This is a genomic window from Mesorhizobium sp. C268A, from assembly GCF_040324475.1.
Classification (GTDB): Bacteria; Pseudomonadota; Alphaproteobacteria; order Rhizobiales; family Rhizobiaceae; genus Mesorhizobium.
Map to the genome: position 1 here is coordinate 2032373 of NZ_JAMYVX010000001.1, position 19759 is coordinate 2052131.

A 19759-nucleotide genomic window follows, 5' to 3' on the forward strand; every position below is an offset into this window, starting at 1 on the left:
TTCGGCGGGCAAGATGTGTCGAAACGTTTGCTCTTAGGCCGCAGTTACACAGCCCGTATGCGAAGAGTGACCCCGTCCAGCTTGCTTATCAGCGGCGCCCTAGTTGATCTATGCCTCCTAGTATATGTCCACTGGAAATGCAGATGCTCTCAAGCAGCGGTCTTCCTCGCCGCCGGAAAACGCTGCCTTCACCTCCGCCGCACCCTTAGTATGTACTGTCGCGCCCTTCGAGCGCGTGTAGAGCGCAGCCCCTAGCTCGCGACCGCGTTCAGACGCAGCTTCAGGCGGCCGCGGATCTCTTCGATCCGAACCTCGCACTCCCGCGCGAGCGCCGACTTATGGCTAAGCGGGTCGGCGATGATTGTCAGATGCGCCGAGGCTCGCGAGCCGGCATCGAACGCGATCTGATAGATAAAGTATTTCGCTTTGTGCCGCTCTGCAGCCGCCACCTCATTTGGGGTCAATCGGACGGTACCCGACTTCACCTCGATAAAGCGCGCGATTAGGGAAAGACGCGTCGGATCCTCCTTGAAAGTTTCGCGGTCATCGGGGCTTGCAAAGCTCAGGCAATCACAGCCGAACGCGTCCCCGCCTTGCAGACGCGAGACCTGGATTGGAAAGCGACCTTCGCTGTGCTCGAACAAGATCGCCCATTGTTCAGCGTCGGACGGAGCGTAGATATCGGAAGGTTTGCCACCCGTCGGCCCTGTTCCCCGGCCACTCGCATGCCGATGGTGCCGCCACCCCCGCCGCGACCACCATCGTGGATCTCAAGCTTCGTGACAGTGACCGCCGTTGCTGGCGTCCGCTCCGTAGGAGGTGGCGGGGATTGAGGCGTGACTGATCCTGTCGTCGACGCGCCACTATCGACGACGCTCGATGAGGGTACGTTTTGTGCCTCCTTGGTCCTCGTTTCGCCAGGACCAGCGCCGCGAGCAAAGGTCGCGGCATCGATTCCGCCCTGATGATCGGTTTCGGCGATCTCCGCGTCCAAGGTCACTATCAGGCGCTCAATCTCTTCAGGAGTCTGGTTGTTAAGCAAGCGCTTGAGCTGCATCATCCGAAGACCGTTGGCCGTTGGCGCAAGCAGTTTCTCGAAATCATCGCCACTCTGCAGCTCGAAGAACTCCGCTAGACCGTCACTCATGGCGGTGATCGCGCGCAGCATAAGTTCTTCCTCGCCTTCTGTTACGTTCACGCCGATCAGCAAGCTATCGCCCGTCAGCAGGCCCGGTTCGAGCTGCCCTTGAAACAGGTCGCCTCCAAGGCTGAACTCGAGATCCGCCTCAACGAGGGCCTTCACGCCGATGGCATCGAGGCGCCTCAAGCGCTGCGTGTCGACGGAATTTGCCGCCCGATGGGCCTTGATGAAGGGGAGGCTTGCCGCGAGACGTGTGCGCAGCCGCGCCGCGATCACGCCGTCCTCCTCGACCACACGCGTGATCGTGAGGCTGAAATTCTGCTTGCTCATCGGCGCGACCTTAAAGCGAGCGAACACTTCGGTGGCGTTGCGTCTCGGCGGTAGGTCGATGAGACTGAAATAGTCGCGTGCGGCTGCGGGGAAATTGTCCCGATCGAGATACAGGGCCTCGCCGACCGGTACCCACGATACTACCCCACCCTTCCTGACTTGTACCTCGCCTTCACTCCAAAATCGCTGCGCGTCTTCCATTGCCCGCCCCGGCGTAAACCCCTCGAGATCAAGAATCTGCGCATAGAGCCTGCGCACGATGTCGGACCCCAGGTTGCGGCTTTTGAGCGCCCCCAGGACCCTGTACACCTGCGCCTCGTCCAGATCTGGCAGGCGATTGGGCACCTTGGCGTGTAGGAGGCCCTTCGACCAGACGTCTCGGGTAAGGCTAAAATCTGCTACCTCGCTTTCCCGTGGACGCGCCGGCGTATGGAACAGTTCCCCCAGTCGTCCAGGTGACACCATCGAGTCGCGTGGCGCGACACGCACGCCGTTCGCTACTTCAAGCCAAGGGCGGATGGACAGCGCATGCCTGACAAGGTCCGGCAGCTCGCCATGATACTGCTTAGAGGTGGCGCGCCCTGATGTTGCCCAGAAACGGGTCCAGAATTTGATCCCCGTGACAGGGTCGAATCGCGGGTCGAATGCAAGCCAGGCGAGGATGGCGGCGCTGGGCGCCGAATCTAGAATCCCGTCGAGGGCCAGCCAGCCAGAGATGGTCGGCGCGGCAGGTCGATCCCCAATAGAGCTCGCTCCGTTTTATCGACCGCCTCTGATTTTCGTCCGAAACATCGAAGGTCGCTGGCAGCGGCGCAAGAACGGTGGCTTGCAAGGTTGGTGGCACAGGTTGCGGTCTGGGTGCGGGCCAGTCATGGACCCCAATCCAGCGAAAGAACTCGGCCAATTCAGATGCGTCCCGCTCGAACCCGTTCGCCGACGAACTTCCCAGCAAAAACCCGGGCTGCGAGGCGTAAAGCGTGGAGACGATCTGACCTTTTGCGCTGTATCCAGTCGACAGATGGACCTCCGTCGCGTCGCGCCATGATCCATCGGCCGAGACTACCTCGGTGCGCCCAGTCGGGTACAGGGAATCCTTCGCAACAGTCTGGCGCAGGTCGAATAGCGCATTCAGAAACTCGAGGCGGACCTTGTCGGCATCGATTCTTCCTCGCCTCATCGTATCGGCAGCCTGCCTCCGCAAGGATGTAATGACCCCGGCAGCGTTGAATTCTTGGATCCCGAAATCGCCAAGGCGGTCGAACCGCTCACGCAATGACCCACCGAGACCTGCGCTGATTTTTGCCCAAAGCTCAGGGTGGAGGAACTTCGCACGCGCCCAGCGCGGCAACGCTGGGGGGCGACCGTTTGTCGGCGGCGGGAAGCAGCTATTGTCGCGGGTGAGCGGACGTTCATTGGCATCGAGCAGTAGTCCGCGGTCGTGAAACTTCGGAGGCAATCCTTTCGCGATGCCGACGATGGCGCTTGCCCGCTCAGCGATCGTCAAGGACGATGTCTTGAGGTTGGATATCATCACGCCAGAATCCAGCTGGCTTACGCCGAGGCGTTCAAGAGTCTTGCGATCGCGGTCGTTTCTGCATCTCGCTAGAGATCCGAAGAACCGTTGGGGCAGGAACTCAGCGTAACCGATTGGACCGAGCTGAGTTTTGATGGCGGCGACGCGGCGCCCCGCAATCGTCGGGATTAAGTCGCGTAATTGGGCAGCGCTATGGACGGCTTCCTCGAAGGGGCGGAGCGCATCGGGAAAGCTTTCGTCTCGCGAGAGAAAGACGATCGGATCCGCGATCACTCCAGACTCGCACAGCTCCAATAGGAAGTCTGCATAAAAATCGGCGAGCTCTAACAGCACGGTAGTGTTGATGTCCGAGTTCACGTTCAGAGTTTTGCGGTTGGAATCGAGTTCGAGTGTCGCATGGAAAAGTGCCGGAAACGGCAGTTTCACGGACGTTGGAAAATAGGAATGAAGGTAGCCACCCTGATTGTCTGGGCCTCGCTTCAGAGCAATGGCAAATTCGCAGGGTCGGTGACCACCGTCGGCATCCTCAGGATCCGGAACGGTCCGGCGCCGGCGATGACAGACCCATCGCTGCTTCTCGCTCTCGTTGCCCGTGGTGATTTCAAGGACGAAATCGCCAGCCGTGGTCTCAGTCTTCTTCCAAATGACGTCAGGCTTGTCCTCGACCACAAGAATGATTTCGTCGAGCGCCTCTACGAAGAGCAGAAAATCGGGGTGGAACTCCGTCAATTGGGCGAGCGCCCGATCATGGGCTTTCCGACTATCGAATGCGGCAGCCACCACGGTGTCATAGCCGTCGGCGCGAAGTGCGCGTGCACGCGCCATCAACGCGCAAATTGCCTCACCGTCGAGTTCGTCGAGCGTGGGGCCGAAGACCGGAAATGCGAGAATTGGCGCCAACGGCTTTCGGGCGGACGCGACTAGTTGAGCCAATTGGGAACTACGTTCGGCGAGCCTCCGGGTGTGCCGCACGGCATGCGCCCGAGAGAAGCCGATCTCGAGCGCGCCGCTGGTGATGAACGGTTCCGCCGACCAGTTCAGTAGAGCTCGAAAGCCCAGACCCTTGGCTCCTATCAGCGTTGCCTGACGATCCGGCTTGTCACTGGTGTGCGCTGTCATCAGTGATCGTACTCCGCCCGCTCGGAATGGCATGCCACTGTTCGCGACGCACAGGCCGTGATCCGTTATTTCGATGCGGACACGTCCATGATTTTGGTGCTCGGCGGCCGCGTCCGCAGCGTTTTGGACTAGTTCTAGAAGTTCGCGGCCAGCATAATCCCGGGCTGTCGAACGGTTTGGCAAGATAGGCGGTGTCCGTCTCCTCGATCCGCGCCTTGATCCATTCGCCCCAATGCGCCGCGCCGAGAGGCGTGGGTTCACTTTCGGCGGCGGAGCTTTGTTCCCTAAGTGATAAAGATTCCATGAACACCTTATGTCCGGGGGACCGATCGGACGCCATCCCTTTATTGCTGGTCCGTAACAGTTCGAAGGGCTCGACTATTGCAGTCCGACCGCCGGCGCGGCTCACGAACGGCAGCTCTCAGGGCATCACTTGGGACCGATTGGATGACAGTGCCTGGATCGGGCAGCTCGGCCGCCGGCGGCATGTTCGGATAGGAGCGGATGTGCTGAACTGGCTGCGATTCGCACAACGGCAAAGGGCCGATCCTATCAGGTGAACTTGGCGGCAGCGGGCGCGAAAGAAACTCACATAAACAGGCGATAGGGATAGACGTTCCGCGGCAGGTCCGGGACATTCGCGATCGTGCGCGCTAGTCTTTGTGAGTAGCGGATGCTAACCGGCACCGGATCGTAGAGCGCGTCGTTGTTCCAATCCATCTTGGTCAACGCCAGCGCTTCGTGAGCAATCAGTTCGAGCGGGCCCCTGCCGGCATGTCGGATTAACTGCAACGGCCTTGGGATGCTCTTCTTGCCTTGATAATAATCGCCCTTGGTCGAGACGTCGGGCGCGTTGCCCGCGACCCAGACCAGCGCAGAATTGCCGGACCGCACCACCATCGTTCCCCGCGGCACCGGATAGCCTGACGGCTTGGTAGGGGGCCTTGTCACGCCCGACTCGATCAGCCAGACGCCGCGCCAGCACGACGCCGAACTGACCTCGACGCACTCGATTTCTGGGACGCCAGCTAGCGCATCGAAGGCCCCTTCAATCTCGCCGTCCTTGAAGGCTGTGGTCTTGTGGATGACCATTCGCTTAGGCAAGTTGCCGCCATTGCGTCCCTGGTAGAGCTCTAGGCTGCGTGCAAGAACGGCGCGCATGTCGTCGCGGCTCAGGAACGGATTTCTGCGCGCCTCGGCAACGTCAGCGACGGGGTCCTGGGCTTCGAATGCCACGAACTGCATGCCGCCGCCGTCCATGTCGAACACCTGCGAACAGCACGTTACATAATGCGCGTCCCGCTGGTCGCCGCGTAGCGCATAGGCCAGCCCGATATAGGCAGTATCGGCCGGCACGCCATTCAGAGGTGCTAGCTTCCAAGGCGTGCCGGCGGCCTTTACATAGAGGGCGGTCGCCAGCCGCCATGCGAGCGACGCTTTATGGGTGAAGGTGAAGGCCCGATCGTTCAGCACCTGGGTCGGGATATTGTATCTGGCGCCCAGCGCCTTGAGTGCATCATGCGCGTCGAAGGATTTGCTGCGGGTGGCCGGGTTCCAACTGTCGGGGAAGTGGACCAACACGACATCGAACGCGTTGCGAACCATGTCGAGCCGCCGGAGCGCCGCCTCCATCGCAAGGTAGAGCCGGGCTTGCGGATCGCCCTCACCGGGCAGCTCATGCAGATGCTCGGGCCATTTGATGTGGGCGTCGCGTGGGGCTGACTCTAGTGCCACATGGAAGAGCCGCTCAAAGCCCGGATATTGCGGAACATATTCCGACCTGTCAGTCGGGCGATGCACGTTGCGCAGCAACAGCATCAACTCGCCTCGTCGCTTAAAGGCGCTCTGCGGGCCCACGGTCGCGATCCTTATCCGGGAGGTGAAGCTGCCGAACGTCCCCTTCGAATAGGGCCCGAAATTCGCAAGCCCCCGGAGCGGATGGACGTCGACCTGGGTAGCATCCGAAGGCGAGAAGGACAGGTCCGGCTCGTCCAGCAGCGTGAACGGCGGAAGTTTTGTCAACGAGGCAGGAGCGTTCATTACGTGGTCCTGTCGAAATAGACGTGGTGATGGCCTGGCCGGCTCCAGCCGGTTACCGGGGACACCTGGAACACGGCATCGATCCCGGCGCCGTCCTCCAGCCCGAATGCCCGCTTCATCCCGCCGCTGGCGTTGGTGAGAAGCTGAGCCCATGCAGCGATGATGCTCGCCCAGTTCTTGTTATAGCGCTGCGCCCAGCGTTCCCGGCGCCAGTCGCCCGCAGGGTCGCGGCTGCGGTCAGGACGCATGTCCATTGGATCCGCATTGGAGAATTCCTCATGCCCCGAATCCCCACTCTGGGCCTCCTCGGGCCGTGGGATATTCACAAAGGTGTAGGGCTCGAAGCCGCACCACCAGCGCCCGTCGACCATGTCCAGCTTCAGGAACACGCCTTCCTGAAATGGAAATCCGAGGCCTGGGACGGTGCCGGTCAAATCGCTCTTGTACGCGCTCCGAAGGTTCGACAGTGCGTTTGCGTGCCGACGGGCTCGTTCCAGATCGTCTCCTTCGCGAGGTGGGGTAATAACGAGGGAATGTCCGGCACGCTTGTAACGCGGAATGAGCGGCAGGCGTCGTGCCAGGCCCCTGACCAAGGCGTCGTAAAGGAGGCCCATCGCCCAGCTATCGGCGACCGGATCCAGTTCGACCTCGCCATCGAGCGTCGCACCGAGTGGTGCTAGCGCGTCTAGGATATCCCGATCCCTGCCGAAGACGGCCAGTTCCCGGCCGTGCGCCGCAACTGTCGCCCGAACGTTGTTCGCCTTCAGAAACTCTCGGACGGCGGGAGAGGTCGTGGATTGCGCCAGTCTCATGCGCCGCGCCGTACTCGGCATCCTTTCGACCAGAAAGGAGGAATAGCGCAGGACGGGAAAGGCTCGGGCTTCGGCGGTTGGCAGTTGTACCGGCACTAGGCGTGGTGTCGGACGCCCCTCCATCACCCGATCGAAGAGCGCCTGGGGCAGATCAGTCGTCTTGATGATGTTGGCAGCAAGTTCGTCGAAGGTCGCGCACTCGACGACAGCTACGTCCACGCCGGCCAACCGGGCCCGGCTCAGAAATTCAGTGACCGCGGGCAGCAGGCGCGAGGCTGACGAGGTGAGCCAATACAGCCCGTTGGGAAATGGCGACGGCGAATCGAGAACGGCGGTCAGAGCCTCCATGATCGAGGCGTCGCGACCGCTATAGCCTACAAAGGCCATTCCAAACCGCTTACCGGCTTCCACCAGCACATGGCGCATTTGGGCGTCCTGCTCCTCCAACTCCGATCCCGTATTCTTGATCGCGATCGACTGATAATCGCCATGAAGCTTCGCGACCAACGGCCAGTCCGACTCTTTGAGGCAGCGCATGGCCCGACCGGCGGAATCGATCGCCGCTACTGTCGGTCGGTTCTGGTCGGAGACGGGCAGGATCGCGTTTGCCGAAAGTGCCGACTCCTCGATCAGCGGATCGAAGTTCGTCGTGAAGACGCAGTCGACTTTGCGAGCCGCCATCAGGCTCCCAAGCACTTTGTGCCCAAAGGAGGGCGTGCCCTTGGAGATCGCGTCGTCGATATATTGCCGGCGATGCCGGGGCTGCGGATATACCGCTTCGAAGGCCTTGGCATATTCCGTCGGGTCGCCGTCAGGCGGCAGAAGAGATGTTTGCCGGAAGAAGGCGTCGATCCTCTCGATCCAGATCGGATCCGCCGTGTCAATCTCCCGTTTAGATAGGTTGGTCTCGCGGCAGAAGATCTGCGTCTTGAAGTCCCGGATCATTGCATAGCCGGTCGGAATGCCGGAGGCGGCCGATGCGCCGGCGCCAAGGAACCATGCCATCAGATTTGGCCTGAGATCGAAGGTGGTTGCGAACTGAGCGGCGGATATCGTCGGGATAGGATTAATGATGTTGTTCCCTCAATCGAAATCGAAAGATGATCATATCTGGGGACGGCGGACTTCTGTAAAGTCAATTCGGCCAATTTACACAGTGACGTTCCAGGCCAGACCCCGTGCGAAGTAGCTGGGCGGTCAGAACCTGTGTCCAATGCTCGGCAAGTCACGCATAGATCGGGCTAACTCAGAGCTTAACCGAATAGAAGACCTATGGTGTGACGGTAATTGCTTCACTGCGAAAAAGGGTGAGCGAATCCATCATTCTGATGACAGGGCTGTCGCCGTTTTCACTTCAGAACTCAGACGGAGGATTTAGGATTCGTTGACGCATCGTGCCTTCGTTCTCAGTCCGGTCTTCAAGGCTTAGGCCCCAAGATTGACGGGTCAATCCAAAATCTTCCGGTTCTTTGATCCATTCGAACCTGACGTCACTTTCGGTAAAAATATATCCGAGTCTGTTGGCTTCAGAATTTCGAAACCAAGGCGAAAGCTTTTCCGGCAAAAGCCTGCACATTGATGACGCGACTATCAAATTCCCGATTAGGTCGTGAGTGCTGACCTCCTCATTGGTCACCATATCGGCAACGTCAACCAGCTCTTCAAACGCATATCGGAGGTTACTATTTTTCTCTTCGGCTGCCTCCTTGTCTGTAAGGTAAAGTTCCACTACCTGAAAACGGCTAAGCGTATCCTGAGAAAGCTCCAGAAATTCCTTTCCGTCTTTCAAAACTTGTTGCGTGCTCGGGTCTGGATATTTGGAAGCTTCCACAAATGTCATCTTAAGCTTTTCCCCGTCGTCCGGCTTTTGTGGCTCTCGCATGTTAAAATTTGCTTTGTAGTAAAAATTGGTGTTACCAAAAAAATCAGAGCGAATCTTGGTGATGGATTGACAAGTCCTGCGAAGTGATACCAAAAGATTTGCCATCTCTGTATTGCGATTCGACAAATTGAGAGCGCGTTCCGCAATTTCGGATTGGCGAGTCGTGAGATAGATGTTATAAATGCTTACAAAGCAGACAACCACGGCACAAAAAGTACTAATTATTCCCGTATAGGGGTTTAGCCAGCCTAAATGCGATTTATCGTTGTTTCCCCGCCGCCGTGCAATTTTTCCAAGCAACAATCTGCGAATCCCCTGGGTCCCTACTCATAAGAGAATGCCCCATTCCTCTGTCAAATCCAACCTGACGACAATTGCTCACGTTTTCCGTCTCGCGAAGCCTCGGGGCTAGACGACGTCGGACGGCGACCTGCAATCGACGACAACCTACCGCCAATTGCGCTGTTCGCGCGCAATCTGAAACGACTGCTATCGGACTCGCGCCGCGCTGGCCAGATGGCTTACTTGAGGCGCGTTCCCGTCTGGCTGCTACTCGACGAGAATTTGGGGCCGACAGCAGATTGACCGCTTCCAGCGTTACGGTGCGCGAAGCAGGCTTTCAGGCTGAAAACGCCAAGGTCTCAAACTGGCTCAAACAAGACATTTTGGCGCTTTTTCCATGAGCATTGCTTCGATAACACCACACCGCACAATGTCAAATACTGAGCGAAGCTGTCAAAGTCGACCCGCCGAGCCTGCGGGTACACCATCAGCCGAATACGAGCTCCGGGACAACCGCTTCCCAGACATCTCGGTGAAGGTGGGGCCGGAACTCTTCCTGATTGTCGGATTTGCGCCAGCGCACGATGGCGCCGACTTCGCCGCCGAGGAAGCTGAGGCCTTCGGGAGGCGACCAGCTTTTGGCCATGCGTCCGAGGGCTTGTCCCTGAGCATCCTGTATCATCCAGGTGGGGCCTTCGCGCACGATCTGAATCCGATCTCCTGCCTTGGCCGCCGAGATCGCGGCAAGTGAGAGGTGACCCGTCCTGAGACGCCCCGCCCATGACAGGTCCACGGTCTTCAGGTTCGGCACCTGGTATAGCGCAGTCGGAAGAGCGACAGCATCGGTGACGGTTGGCGCGGCTCGGCGCAGCACATACTCTGCGCCCTGCGGGACGAATGGATGGTTCCCGTCGGCAATGATGGCGAGGCTGCGTCGCGCTCGGGTCACGGCGACATAAAACAGGCGGCGCGGCGCATCGGGGTCCTCGCCTTTGGAGGGCCTGTCCCACCCGCCATTGAGGATGACGACATCATCGAACTCCAGACCTTTGGATCGATGCGCCGTCAGCAGCAGCAGCGTGCGCTGATCGCTGCGGGCATCATTGGCCCATTCAGCGAACCACTCGACAAGGTCCGGCACGGTCATGGTCTTGTTCGCAAGCTCTTTCGCCAGCGCGGCGATGCCTTCGGCGATCAGGTCCGTCCAACGGTTGGACGATATCGCGTTCAACACATCGACCAAATCACGGATGGCCAGCAGACGGTTGGTATAGCGGCGCAGGGCGTCGATGAATTGCTGCATCTCGCGCAGACGCCAGATGCTGGGCAGGCTCTCGTTTGCCATCTCCACCGGAATGCCAAGCGTTTCAGCATAGGCCCGCACCGGAGCCAGCCGCCGCCAGTCGCGTGCGATGATCGCCGCACGCGACCAGCTCCACTCCGGATCAAGGCGCGATAGCCGGACGAGTTCATCAACTGCGGCCATCGCCTGCGCCACATCGCTGGATGGGCACTCCAGCACCTGCACCCGCCCGCGGGCAACCGGATCGAGCGCCGCCATCTCTCCGCCGGGCGGCGTCCTGCTGCGCTTGCGATCGATGGCAATGTCCTGACCGGCTTTCATACGGGCGGCGGCTGGCGCAATGACCGCGTTGGCGGCCGCAATGATATGTCCGGTCGAGCGGTAGTTCTCGATCAGGAACTCCGGTCGGGCACTGTAGTGGGCCTCGAACTGGCGGATGAAGCGGATGGACGCCCCGGCGAAGGCGTAGATGTTTTGATCGTCATCGCCCACCGCAAACAGACTGAGCCGAAGCTCCTTATCGTCCAGCGAGCGGCCTGCAACGGCGGAGATTAACGCGTATTCCTCAGGGCCGATGTCCTGATACTCGTCCACCAGAATCCAACGATACCCCTGGATCAGCGTTTCGCGTTGCGCCTCGGCCTCGGGCTTGCTGAGTCCTTCGCCATTCAGTTGGCGGACTGCTTCCAAAACGATCCCGTCGAAGTCGTGCGACGTCTCGCCCGCTGCTCCGGCAAAGCTGGCTCCCACCAGTCGCATCGCGAGGGCATGGCATGTGGAAATGGTCACCGCATTCGCTTCATCGCCGATCAGATGCCGCAGCCGGATGCGTATCTCGGCGGCGGCATGACGGTTGTAGGTCAGCACGAGGATGCCACGTGGATCCTCGCGGCGGACACGGATCAGGTAGGCGATGCGGTGCACAAGGACGCGCGTCTTGCCCGAACCCGGTCCTGCCAGGACCAACACGCTGGTCTCTTCACGATGATCCGAGACGATCTTCTGTTGCACCGGATTGTCCAGCGACTCGACGATGGCCTTCCACGAGGCCCCTGTTGTCTGGCGCCGGAGCTCGACGTCCTTTCCCGGCATCCAGCGGCGCAGGAAGGCGTCACGCTCCAGCACGAAGTAGTCCTCGGACAGCCGCACCGCCTGATCCATCGCGGCAAGGCCCCTTTCGGCATAGGCCGCCATCACATGGGTCTGGATGGTCTGCTCGGCGTAGTGTTCTTCGAGAGGCACAAAATCCTTCACGGTGAACTGGCCGCCCGAGGGGTTGAGATGCACCGTCATCGCCTGCCGGAACACCGTGAGCCCTTTGCCCAGCGTGACCACCTCCTGCTCGTGCAGCCACAGAAGTGCGCGGTCCATCAGCTTCGTCATGTCCTGAATGCCGCTGCTGCGAAGCAAGGCGTCTCCGGTTAGGGCGGCGAGGAGATCGCCCATCGTGGTTTCGACCTGAATGTCCTTGCCGCGGCTGCCCTTCGGCAGCTTGCCCAGAAGATGCGCCAGCACCAGCTCGGCACCCTGCTGCCGCAGGCTTGCCGTTTGTTTCAGCGCCTGCCAGGACCGTTGCAGCGTCACCATCAATGTGTTGCGCGAGGCTTTGCGGAGCCGCAGGTTGCTCTTGCCGCCGTCCTGATCGCGCCCGTCTCGGCCCATGCTGCGCAGCAGCTTTTCCACGATGTCGGGGCGAACTGCGCTATGCCCCTGATTGCGCAGCGCCTGGCAGGTCTCGGCCAGATGCAGGGGAACGCCCCCTGCATCGTCGGCATCAGGGGCGGCTTCGCGCATCAGGGCGATCAGCGCGGTCTCAAGCTGTGCCGCCTGCGCGAACCGCTGCTGCGAATGACCCTCGACGGCGAAATGAACAAAGACCGTGACCACCACTTCATTGCGGGCGACCCCGAGCGCCTCGAGATCGGCCATTGCCTTGATCAGCATAGCTCCCGTCAACCCGCTAATCCCGGCCAGCTCATCGGTGGAAATGCCCTGATCGGAGGGCGCGTTCATAAGGTGGCGGGTGATATCCAGAAGCTGTTTTCGGCGGGTGCCTGTGATCGCGGCCCTGGCCAGGATCGCCTCGACTTCTTCCAGGCTGCGGATCCTGAGCGATGAGGGGAAGACCTGAACCCGGTTCTCCTCACGACTCAGCAGCGTGGCCTCTTCCAGCCAGGAGACGGCGGTTTTCACCCTCGTGTCGTCGGTGGCGCTGTCGCGCTCGAACTCCTGATCGCGTTCGGCTCGCACGACTTCGCCCGAGGTGGCGACCACGGTGCCGGTCTTCTTCATCCGGTCGTCCAGCCGCCGCAGCGCCTTGAGGATGGCGCCGATTTCGTGCCGGGCCAAGCGCGAGCGGGCCGAAAGCGAGAACTGCCGCTCGACATCGTCGGCGGCGAACAGCAGGATACAATTGGCATGGGCGCGGTCGCGGCCAGCTCGCCCGGCCTCCTGAAGGTAATTCTCCAATGATCCGGGAATGTCGCCATGCACCACCAGCCGGATATCGGGCTTGTCGATGCCCATGCCAAAGGCGTTGGTCGCGGCAATGATCCGCAGATCGCCGACCCGGAATCGCTCCTGGATGTCGCGCTTTTCCTCGGGCGTCAGCCCGGCGTGGAACCGTTCCGCCGGCAGCCCCTGTTGTTTGAGGAAATCGGCGACGCGCTGCGTCTCGCTGCGGGTGGCGCAGTAGACCACAGCACCCGAAGCGCCGTCTTGTGGCAGTTTGGCCTCGATCACATCGAGGATATCGGCCAGCTTGGTGCCGCGCTGCGTGGGCCGGACCTCGAAGCTAAGATTGGTGCGAGCCGCGCCGCCGTCCAGCAGCATCAGTTCGCGCTCAAGACGTGACTGGAAATGGTCGCGGATGTCGCGCACGACTTCGGGCTTGGCGGTGGCTGTCAGGCAGAGTACCGGAGCTGGCGCTTCATCGCCCGAGGATTCCTTGATGAAGCGGCTGACATACCGGTAGTCGGGCCGGAAATCGTGGCCCCATTTCGACACGCAATGCGCCTCGTCCAGCACCCAGAGCCCGATCTCACGCTGCGCCAGAACCGACCGGACCGAATTGCTGCGCAATTGCTCGGGCGAGATCAGAAGCATCGCCGCCTCTCCCATGCGCACACGATCCAGCGCATCCTGCCGCTCGGGCATCGAGAGCATTCCATTGACGGTGACGGCCGAGGAAATTCCTGCACGCGCCATGCCCTGTACCTGATCCGCCATCAGCGCAACCAGCGGCGAGATCACCACGGTCAGCGCTCCGGTCTTGTCGAACTTCGACAGGGCGGGAATCTGGTAGCAGACCGATTTGCCGGTGCCGGTCGGCAGAATCCCGAGGACGCTCGCCCCGCGCATCGCCTCATCGACGATTCGCTCCTGCAGGGGGCGGTCCATATCGTCCACCGGCTGCGCGCGGAAGGCATTGAACCCGAACCAGCGCGACAGCGCGCGTACCGGGTCGTTTTTCTCGCTGCACCAGGCGCAATCCGGGCTTTCGCAATTGGTATCGCGCAGGTGCCGCACGATCAGTGCAGCCTCGCGGAATTGCGCCCGCACCCAGGGCGGCATGACGGAATCCCCGCCCGCGACCAAGATCCAGGACAAGGCATAGGCCATGGGCCATCCGAGCTGCGGGCTCGAAAGGCGGCTCAGCGTCTGCTCGACCCGCCTCTCGCAGGCACGCCCCGCCAGCAGCCGGGAAATCGCTTCTCTCGCCGCAAGGGGACCCGGCGCAAGAGCTCCCCGAACCTCCTGGAACACTGCGTCGAACCCGCCAGGGTTTTCCATTCTGGTGGTAAGGAAATGAAAGGCTGCCACGGCATCGGGCTGGTCGGCATTCTGCTGCGTCAAAGCCGCCAGTTGATTACGCAGCACCTGAAACACCAGTCGCGCATCCATTTCTGGATCGTTGACGTGGCCAGCTTGCAGGCGCCCGTCATGGTAGTGCTTGACCAGGTGGTGGTAGGGATTGCGCGGAAATGCGAGCGGATTGAGCCATAGGGTGTCGATCGGCGATCGAAAAATGTTCGCCAGCCCAGGCCGCACCGCGACCAGATGAGGCAAGTCATGTCGAATGATGTTGTGGCCCAGCAGATGCTCGGCTTCGGCTGATTCTGCTCCCAGACGGTCAAGGGCCGCCATGAGATCGCGTTTCTTTGCCAGGATTGGGGGACGAGCGTCATCGCGCACCGCCGCAAAAGCGAAGATGGTGGCGGTTGCAGGATCCACTTCCAGATCGACCGAAACGCAACGCTGCAGAAAGGGTTGGAAAAGCTCAGTCATACTGCAACGCTGTACCCACGGGATGAAACGGTCAGCGATCATGGTCGCGCGCTCGATGAAAGGTCAACGTTCAACTTGAGCCACAAAAACGTTGGCCGACAGCCACCTATCCAGCTCAGTTCTACACGCGACACCGTAACTACGGAGGTTATCGACTAATCCTGATTATGCCTCGCAGAGGGCAATGTGCGCCTGAGTTCATCGCGCAGCGACACCATTCGAGAAGCTATATCTGCCAAATGCCGCAATCTGGGAGCTATAGCACGTGGCGCTTTGATGCCTAGAGGTGCCGCGAAGGGTTGAAGACGCTGAAGGCTTTCGATTTGAAATTGCTCGCTGCGACTGAAGGGATGAGAAAGTCGCGCGAGCTCGCTGCCCGAGAATCTAGTGCTCCAGCCCAAGCGCACCAAAGTTTCCGACAATGGCAGCTTTTGGGGCAATGACAGCAGAGCGACTACTGACCGACTTGAAGAGCACAGCTGCCTGCAGCCTCTCTAATAGCGATGTCCTCTGTGGATGGCTCCCGTATTGCAAGAGGTAATTCGTTGTTCTGGCGCATTGGTCGGGTGCAGTCTTCTGTCCGGCCTGTTCATGCAGCCGTTCGAAGCTGCTGGCCTTGATGGGGTCGGCGAACAAGGTCCCAATCTGCTTTGCAGGCTATGATGCCTCCGACATCGCATGGGTTGTCCCTGTTCCCGGCCTGACCGGTCTCGCCATCACATCGCGTCGCTCTTACAACCTCATGGAGCCGATTGATCGGCTCGATCTGCTCTTACAACCTCATGGAGCCGATTGATCGGCTCGATCTGATTTCTGCTTCAGTGTCTCGTCTTCTGCGCAACTTACGCCGCAAGGTTCGGAGCATGACGCGCTTGATAGGTTTCGCCGCGCGCCATGATAGCCCACACCACGCGGGCCATCTTGTTTGCCATCGCTACGCTCGCCACGCGCGCTGGCTTCCTGGCGAGCAACGCGAGGAGGCGCGGATCCGCAGCATCGGGCTTATGCCTTGCCCGTCGGATCAGAGAGGTCGCGCCGATCACAAGGAGCTTTCTCAGGTACCGGTCGCCCATCTTGGTGATGTGCCCGAGACGGTCCTTTCCGCCGCTCGAGTTTTGCGAAGGTGTCAGCCCGAGCCAGGCGGCAAACTCTCGACCCGAGCGGAACTGACTCGGATCAGCAACCGAGGCCGCCAACGCAGTGGCACCGATCGGGCCAATGCCAGGTATGGTCGATAGACGCCGTGCCACTTCATTCGTTCTTTGCTGGGCAAGGATCGACCGGTCGATGGTCTGGAGCCGGGCATGGGTGTCGAGCACCTGCTCGCACAGGAGACACAGAATCTGCAGTGCCATTGCCGGTACGTCCAATGTGGATTTCTTCGCGGCTATCTGGCGCGCCAGCTTAAGCGCTCGCTCCAAACCTTCGGGAATATCGATGCCGAACTCGGCCAACAGGCCGCGGATCATATTCACCAGTTGCGTACGCTGCTTGACCAGAAGATTGCGGGTGCGGTGAAGCGATAGGGCCGCTTGCTGCTCGGCTGACTTCATCACGACGAAACGCATGGTCGGGCGTGTCACCGCTTCGCAAATCGCTTCCGCGTCCACCGCATCATTCTTTCCGCGCTTCACATAGGGCTTCACGTAGGACGGTGGCATCAGGCGGACTTCATGGCCGAGCTCCGTCAATTCTCGAGCCCAATGATGCGATGTGCCGCACGCCTCCATGCCGATCAGGCAGGGTGGCAACTTGGTGAAGAACGGCAGAACTTGCGATCGGCGCAGTGTCTTGCGCACAACAACGTCTCCAGACGCGTCGACGGCATGAACCTGAAAAATCCGCTTGGCCAGATCAAGGCCCACGGTGGTAATCTGCATGGCGGATGGCTCCTTTGCTCGGGTTGCCTGACAGCAAACCCACTGTGGCACTCAGATGCCGGGAGCGGGAGCCATCCACCTCATCTGCTTTCAGGAGATGGTTAGTGCGAACGTAGCGGCCGAGATTGGGCGCGTTGCCGACTAGCAGTTTGGGGCCTTAGCCGCCCGGTCGCTTTTCCGTCGGTGGTGGAGCCTGCGAAGCTTGAGGGTCATGTAGTACGGGAGTAAACCCCACGCTTCGGTTCACCGGATATCGGACGGCAGCATAACCACGAGCTTAAGAGGATGACGGTCGATGGAAGCAGACTGGTGGCCTGACATGATGAGCGACCTCGCAAACGAAGATCCGTGGGGCGAGGAGTTGGTCACGGTCGCCGAGATGGCGGGCTACGACGATCCGATGCATCCCGGCCAGAGGATTCTCTGGTCCGCGCTGGTCTCCCCGGAGGATCTGGCTTCGCTGGATGGAAATCTGCGGGCATTCAACCACGAGGTCCAGTCAACCGGTCGGCCCGGCCCGCGGATGGCCGGTGCGGTAAACCCGCGCTTCCACATCTCGGCTTACCTGGACGACCGCCGGATCGAATGCGAGCCGCTGGTCCTCGGATGGGTCAACGCGAACCGAACAGCGATGATGCTCGATCCAAGGTTTGCTATGACCTATGGACTGGTACCTCGGGCACTCGGCGACGGCACCATCCGCTGGGACGATCCCGCAGCTCCCGAGTTCGACGTTGCGATCATCGATCCGCCTTCGGTCTACGAGAACCTCAAGGTGTCACGCGCCCGTGCGCGGGTGTCGCGCTCACGCCTACAGGATTACCTCACCCTGCGCGGGATGCACCTCGTGCACGTGTTCTACGAATGCCGTTCCGCCGTCCGCGACAGTGCGATCCAAGGGGTTCTTGGCGGTCAGGACCGTCAGGCCGAGCGTCTGCTTGACCGCGAGTTCGACATCTCCATGAACCGCGACAGCAGCTACACCGCCCAAGTCTGGGGCGCCCGCGTCATCGCGGGACCCGGCGCCATGCCGATCACCGCCGACGATCTGGACAATGTGGGACTGGCATGGCCGGGCATCGCGGAACATGTGACGCATGACGTCGCGCGGAAACTTCGCCTTCACAACTGTGTCTACGTCAGAGCCACTGTGCTGGCCGCTTACGAAGGCCGCGCGGGCTTTCAAGTCTATCCGGAAAGCGGCAGCGTCGCGTTCGGCGGGCAGTGGAGCATGGGATATTGTCAGCGCGTGGGTCGCGACGTGATTAGGGCGGAGCTCAAGAAGCTCTACGAGGGCACGCCCGACCGAGTGATCCGCCACTGGCACGCGCACGCCATCGTCCCTGGCCCAGACCTGCAAGGTGCAGGAGCCAACGCGCGCAACATCGCCATCCGGACGAGCGAGCTTGTCCACGCCTTAGTTGCGATAGGCGAGCACCTTTCGGCGCTCACCTCCGCGCTCAAGCTGACGGAGCGCCCGGGCGCCGAGTTCGTCTGCCTGGATCGCGAATTATCAACTACAACGGCTGGTGGAACGGTCTCTTCGTCGAGCCAGTCACCCGCCATGTGCCGATGGACATGAGCCGCGATGCGTTCCTGGACCGTTGCCTGGACCTAGACAAGCTCGCGATCGAATCACTTGCGGAACGACATCTCCGCCCGATGGTCCGCGCCATTGGGGCTCCCGAGGACAACATCGATAGCTTCCGGGGATTGAAGTTACTCGACCGCCTTGCCTGCCTAACGCATGTCGCCAACGCCGGCGGCCTAAGTCTGACGAGGGCAGGACCGGAGATCGTCAACCGATATCACCGGGAGGGCACAAATCCGGCTCAACCTCTCACACGGCTCTTCGCCATCTCCGATCTCAGGCAGCTCAAGGGTCACCGCAAGCAGGAGATCGACGCCGGCATCGAGGAGGCGCTCGCCCGCTTTGGCATCGATACTCGTAGCGCAGCAGGCGGCTGGGGGGCGACACTCGACAGCGTATATGACGGAGCGATCGAGGCGCTGACCTCCCTTGATGCTACCTTTGCAAAGGCACTGGCGCTCATCGCCGAGGACTGAGCATGGCAGACGTCGATGCTACACCGCGCGTCGTCGAACATCTTTTGACGCATTTCGCCGGTCAGGCCGGAGGAGAGCGGAACATTTGAATGGCCGGTTTCAGGAACGGCGTGAGAAGGCTTCTACGACCAAAATTGGGCGCAAAGCAGTGGTTGGCGAAGTAAAAAGATCGAGAACTGTTCCTGTCGCGATAACGCCACCGCCAGTGCCGGCCGATTGCCGCGATTGGAACAACGGGCCCTGTATTCGGCCGTACGCTGCTCAGACTTGAATTACTCGTCCGGCTTCTGCAGAACGGGCGACGAGGCATTGATGGTTTCTTGAAATTCCCGGAGACGCGAAACGACTTTGTCGAACGACAGTGGCTTTTCATCGAACATCATCGGCGGCATGCCACGGTGGTCGGAGCGCAGGGTCCGCAGTCGCATAGGCACGAGCTGAAGCGTCCCGGGCCCCCTGTATCGTAGCTCGCCCAGCTAGAGCGGAAAAAGACCGCCTTGTGCTTGGCTACCTGTTCGAGCAGCTCAAAGTCCTATCGGCGATCGTGATCCCGAGCGGGACGGGATCAGCAGAACAGGCCGGCAGGCTTGTCGAGGAGCTCGTCCGCGATGTCAAAATGCACGTCGCAGAGAAGCTGCTGCCGGCGCTGCGCGCAGCAATCGGCGGACAGTTTCCTCGGGCCTGTGTGCCTCGGCATGGAGGGCGGTTATCTTTCCCATAATGTCCGCCGAACCGATCTCGGCGAGCCGACGAAGGGCGAATGGTCCCTTAAGATCGACGCAGGCGATCTACACACGATCAACTTTCATTATCCGACCGCGCCGGCCGCGGAAGATTACGAAGGCATGGCCAACACCACTCCGCGGGTTAAGCTCGAGTTCAGCGCCCGTGGCCCTACCGACACAAGACGACCCGTTCCTATGCGGCGGAAGATTTTCCAGATTTCTTCGAGAATCCGGATTCCACAGTGACCGTGTTGTCGCGCCGACGCCGCAATATCTCTCGCGATATAGCGATGCTGCTCGACACCGAAGATGGGAAGGGTACAGCCGAGCTCGGCGCGGTCAAACCACAGAGCGCGG

General features: G+C 60.6%; 10 protein-coding genes. 2 read left to right on the plus strand and 8 right to left on the minus strand.

Translation table 11 applies throughout. The annotated features are described in order from the left end of the window. Nucleotides 1-251: 251 nt before the first annotated feature. From NKL06_RS09920 to NKL06_RS09955, 8 genes are all read right to left on the minus strand, one after another. Nucleotides 252-644: a protein NO VEIN domain-containing protein gene (locus NKL06_RS09920; RefSeq protein ID WP_198027051.1), complete on the minus strand. Its 393-nt coding sequence runs from the start codon at nucleotides 642-644 to the stop codon at nucleotides 252-254. Beyond that, entirely contained in the window at nucleotides 563-1780 is a 1218-nt protein-coding gene (locus NKL06_RS09925) for a hypothetical protein (protein WP_156939140.1), read from the minus strand. Before NKL06_RS09925 ends, NKL06_RS09920 begins: the two co-directional genes overlap by 82 nt. Nucleotides 1781-2036: 256 nt before the next feature. After that, entirely contained in the window at nucleotides 2037-4385 is a 2349-nt protein-coding gene (locus NKL06_RS09930) for a sacsin N-terminal ATP-binding-like domain-containing protein (protein WP_502903735.1), read from the minus strand. A 327-nt stretch (nucleotides 4386-4712) separates the two neighbouring features. Beyond that, entirely contained in the window at nucleotides 4713-6164 is a 1452-nt protein-coding gene (locus tag NKL06_RS09935) for an argonaute/piwi family protein (protein ID WP_023692462.1), read from the minus strand. Beyond that, nucleotides 6164-7981, minus strand: a complete 1818-nt coding sequence (locus NKL06_RS09940; protein ID WP_023692463.1) for an SIR2 family protein — start codon at nucleotides 7979-7981, stop codon at nucleotides 6164-6166. Before NKL06_RS09940 ends, NKL06_RS09935 begins: the two co-directional genes overlap by 1 nt. 349 nt (nucleotides 7982-8330) lie before the next feature. Continuing rightward, nucleotides 8331-9161, minus strand: a complete 831-nt coding sequence (locus NKL06_RS09945; RefSeq protein WP_156939141.1) for a hypothetical protein — start codon at nucleotides 9159-9161, stop codon at nucleotides 8331-8333. 466 nt (nucleotides 9162-9627) lie between these two features. Continuing rightward, nucleotides 9628-14730 carry a RecQ family ATP-dependent DNA helicase gene (locus tag NKL06_RS09950; protein ID WP_023692465.1) on the minus strand — a complete coding sequence of 1701 codons (5103 nt, stop codon included), beginning with the start codon at nucleotides 14728-14730 and terminating at the stop codon, nucleotides 9628-9630. Between the two features lie 842 nt (nucleotides 14731-15572). Next, entirely contained in the window at nucleotides 15573-16610 is a 1038-nt protein-coding gene (locus tag NKL06_RS09955) for an IS110 family RNA-guided transposase (protein ID WP_023692467.1), read from the minus strand. A gap of 295 nt (nucleotides 16611-16905) precedes the next feature. Between NKL06_RS09955 and NKL06_RS09960 the strand changes: the two genes are divergently transcribed. Together NKL06_RS09960 and NKL06_RS09965 are read left to right on the plus strand one after the other, a co-directional pair. After that, nucleotides 16906-18192 carry a hypothetical protein gene (locus tag NKL06_RS09960; protein ID WP_156939142.1) on the plus strand — a complete coding sequence of 429 codons (1287 nt, stop codon included), beginning with the start codon at nucleotides 16906-16908 and terminating at the stop codon, nucleotides 18190-18192. Continuing rightward, nucleotides 18189-18677, plus strand: coding sequence for a hypothetical protein (locus tag NKL06_RS09965; RefSeq protein ID WP_156939143.1), 489 nt, complete (start codon nucleotides 18189-18191; stop codon nucleotides 18675-18677). Before NKL06_RS09960 ends, NKL06_RS09965 begins: the two co-directional genes overlap by 4 nt. The last annotated feature ends 1082 nt before the right edge of the window (nucleotides 18678-19759 follow it).

Coding starts and splice junctions, on each gene's coding strand:
- NKL06_RS09935 (WP_023692462.1), bottom strand. CDS start 6,164: ATGAACGCTCCTGCCTCGTTGACAAAACTTCCGCCGTTCACGCTGCTG.
- NKL06_RS09940 (WP_023692463.1), bottom strand. CDS start 7,981: ATGGCATGGTTCCTTGGCGCCGGCGCATCGGCCGCCTCCGGCATTCCG.
- NKL06_RS09950 (WP_023692465.1), bottom strand. CDS start 14,730: ATGACTGAGCTTTTCCAACCCTTTCTGCAGCGTTGCGTTTCGGTCGAT.
- NKL06_RS09955 (WP_023692467.1), bottom strand. CDS start 16,610: ATGCAGATTACCACCGTGGGCCTTGATCTGGCCAAGCGGATTTTTCAG.
- NKL06_RS09960 (WP_156939142.1), top strand. CDS start 16,906: ATGGAAGCAGACTGGTGGCCTGACATGATGAGCGACCTCGCAAACGAA.
- NKL06_RS09965 (WP_156939143.1), top strand. CDS start 18,189: ATGAGCCGCGATGCGTTCCTGGACCGTTGCCTGGACCTAGACAAGCTC.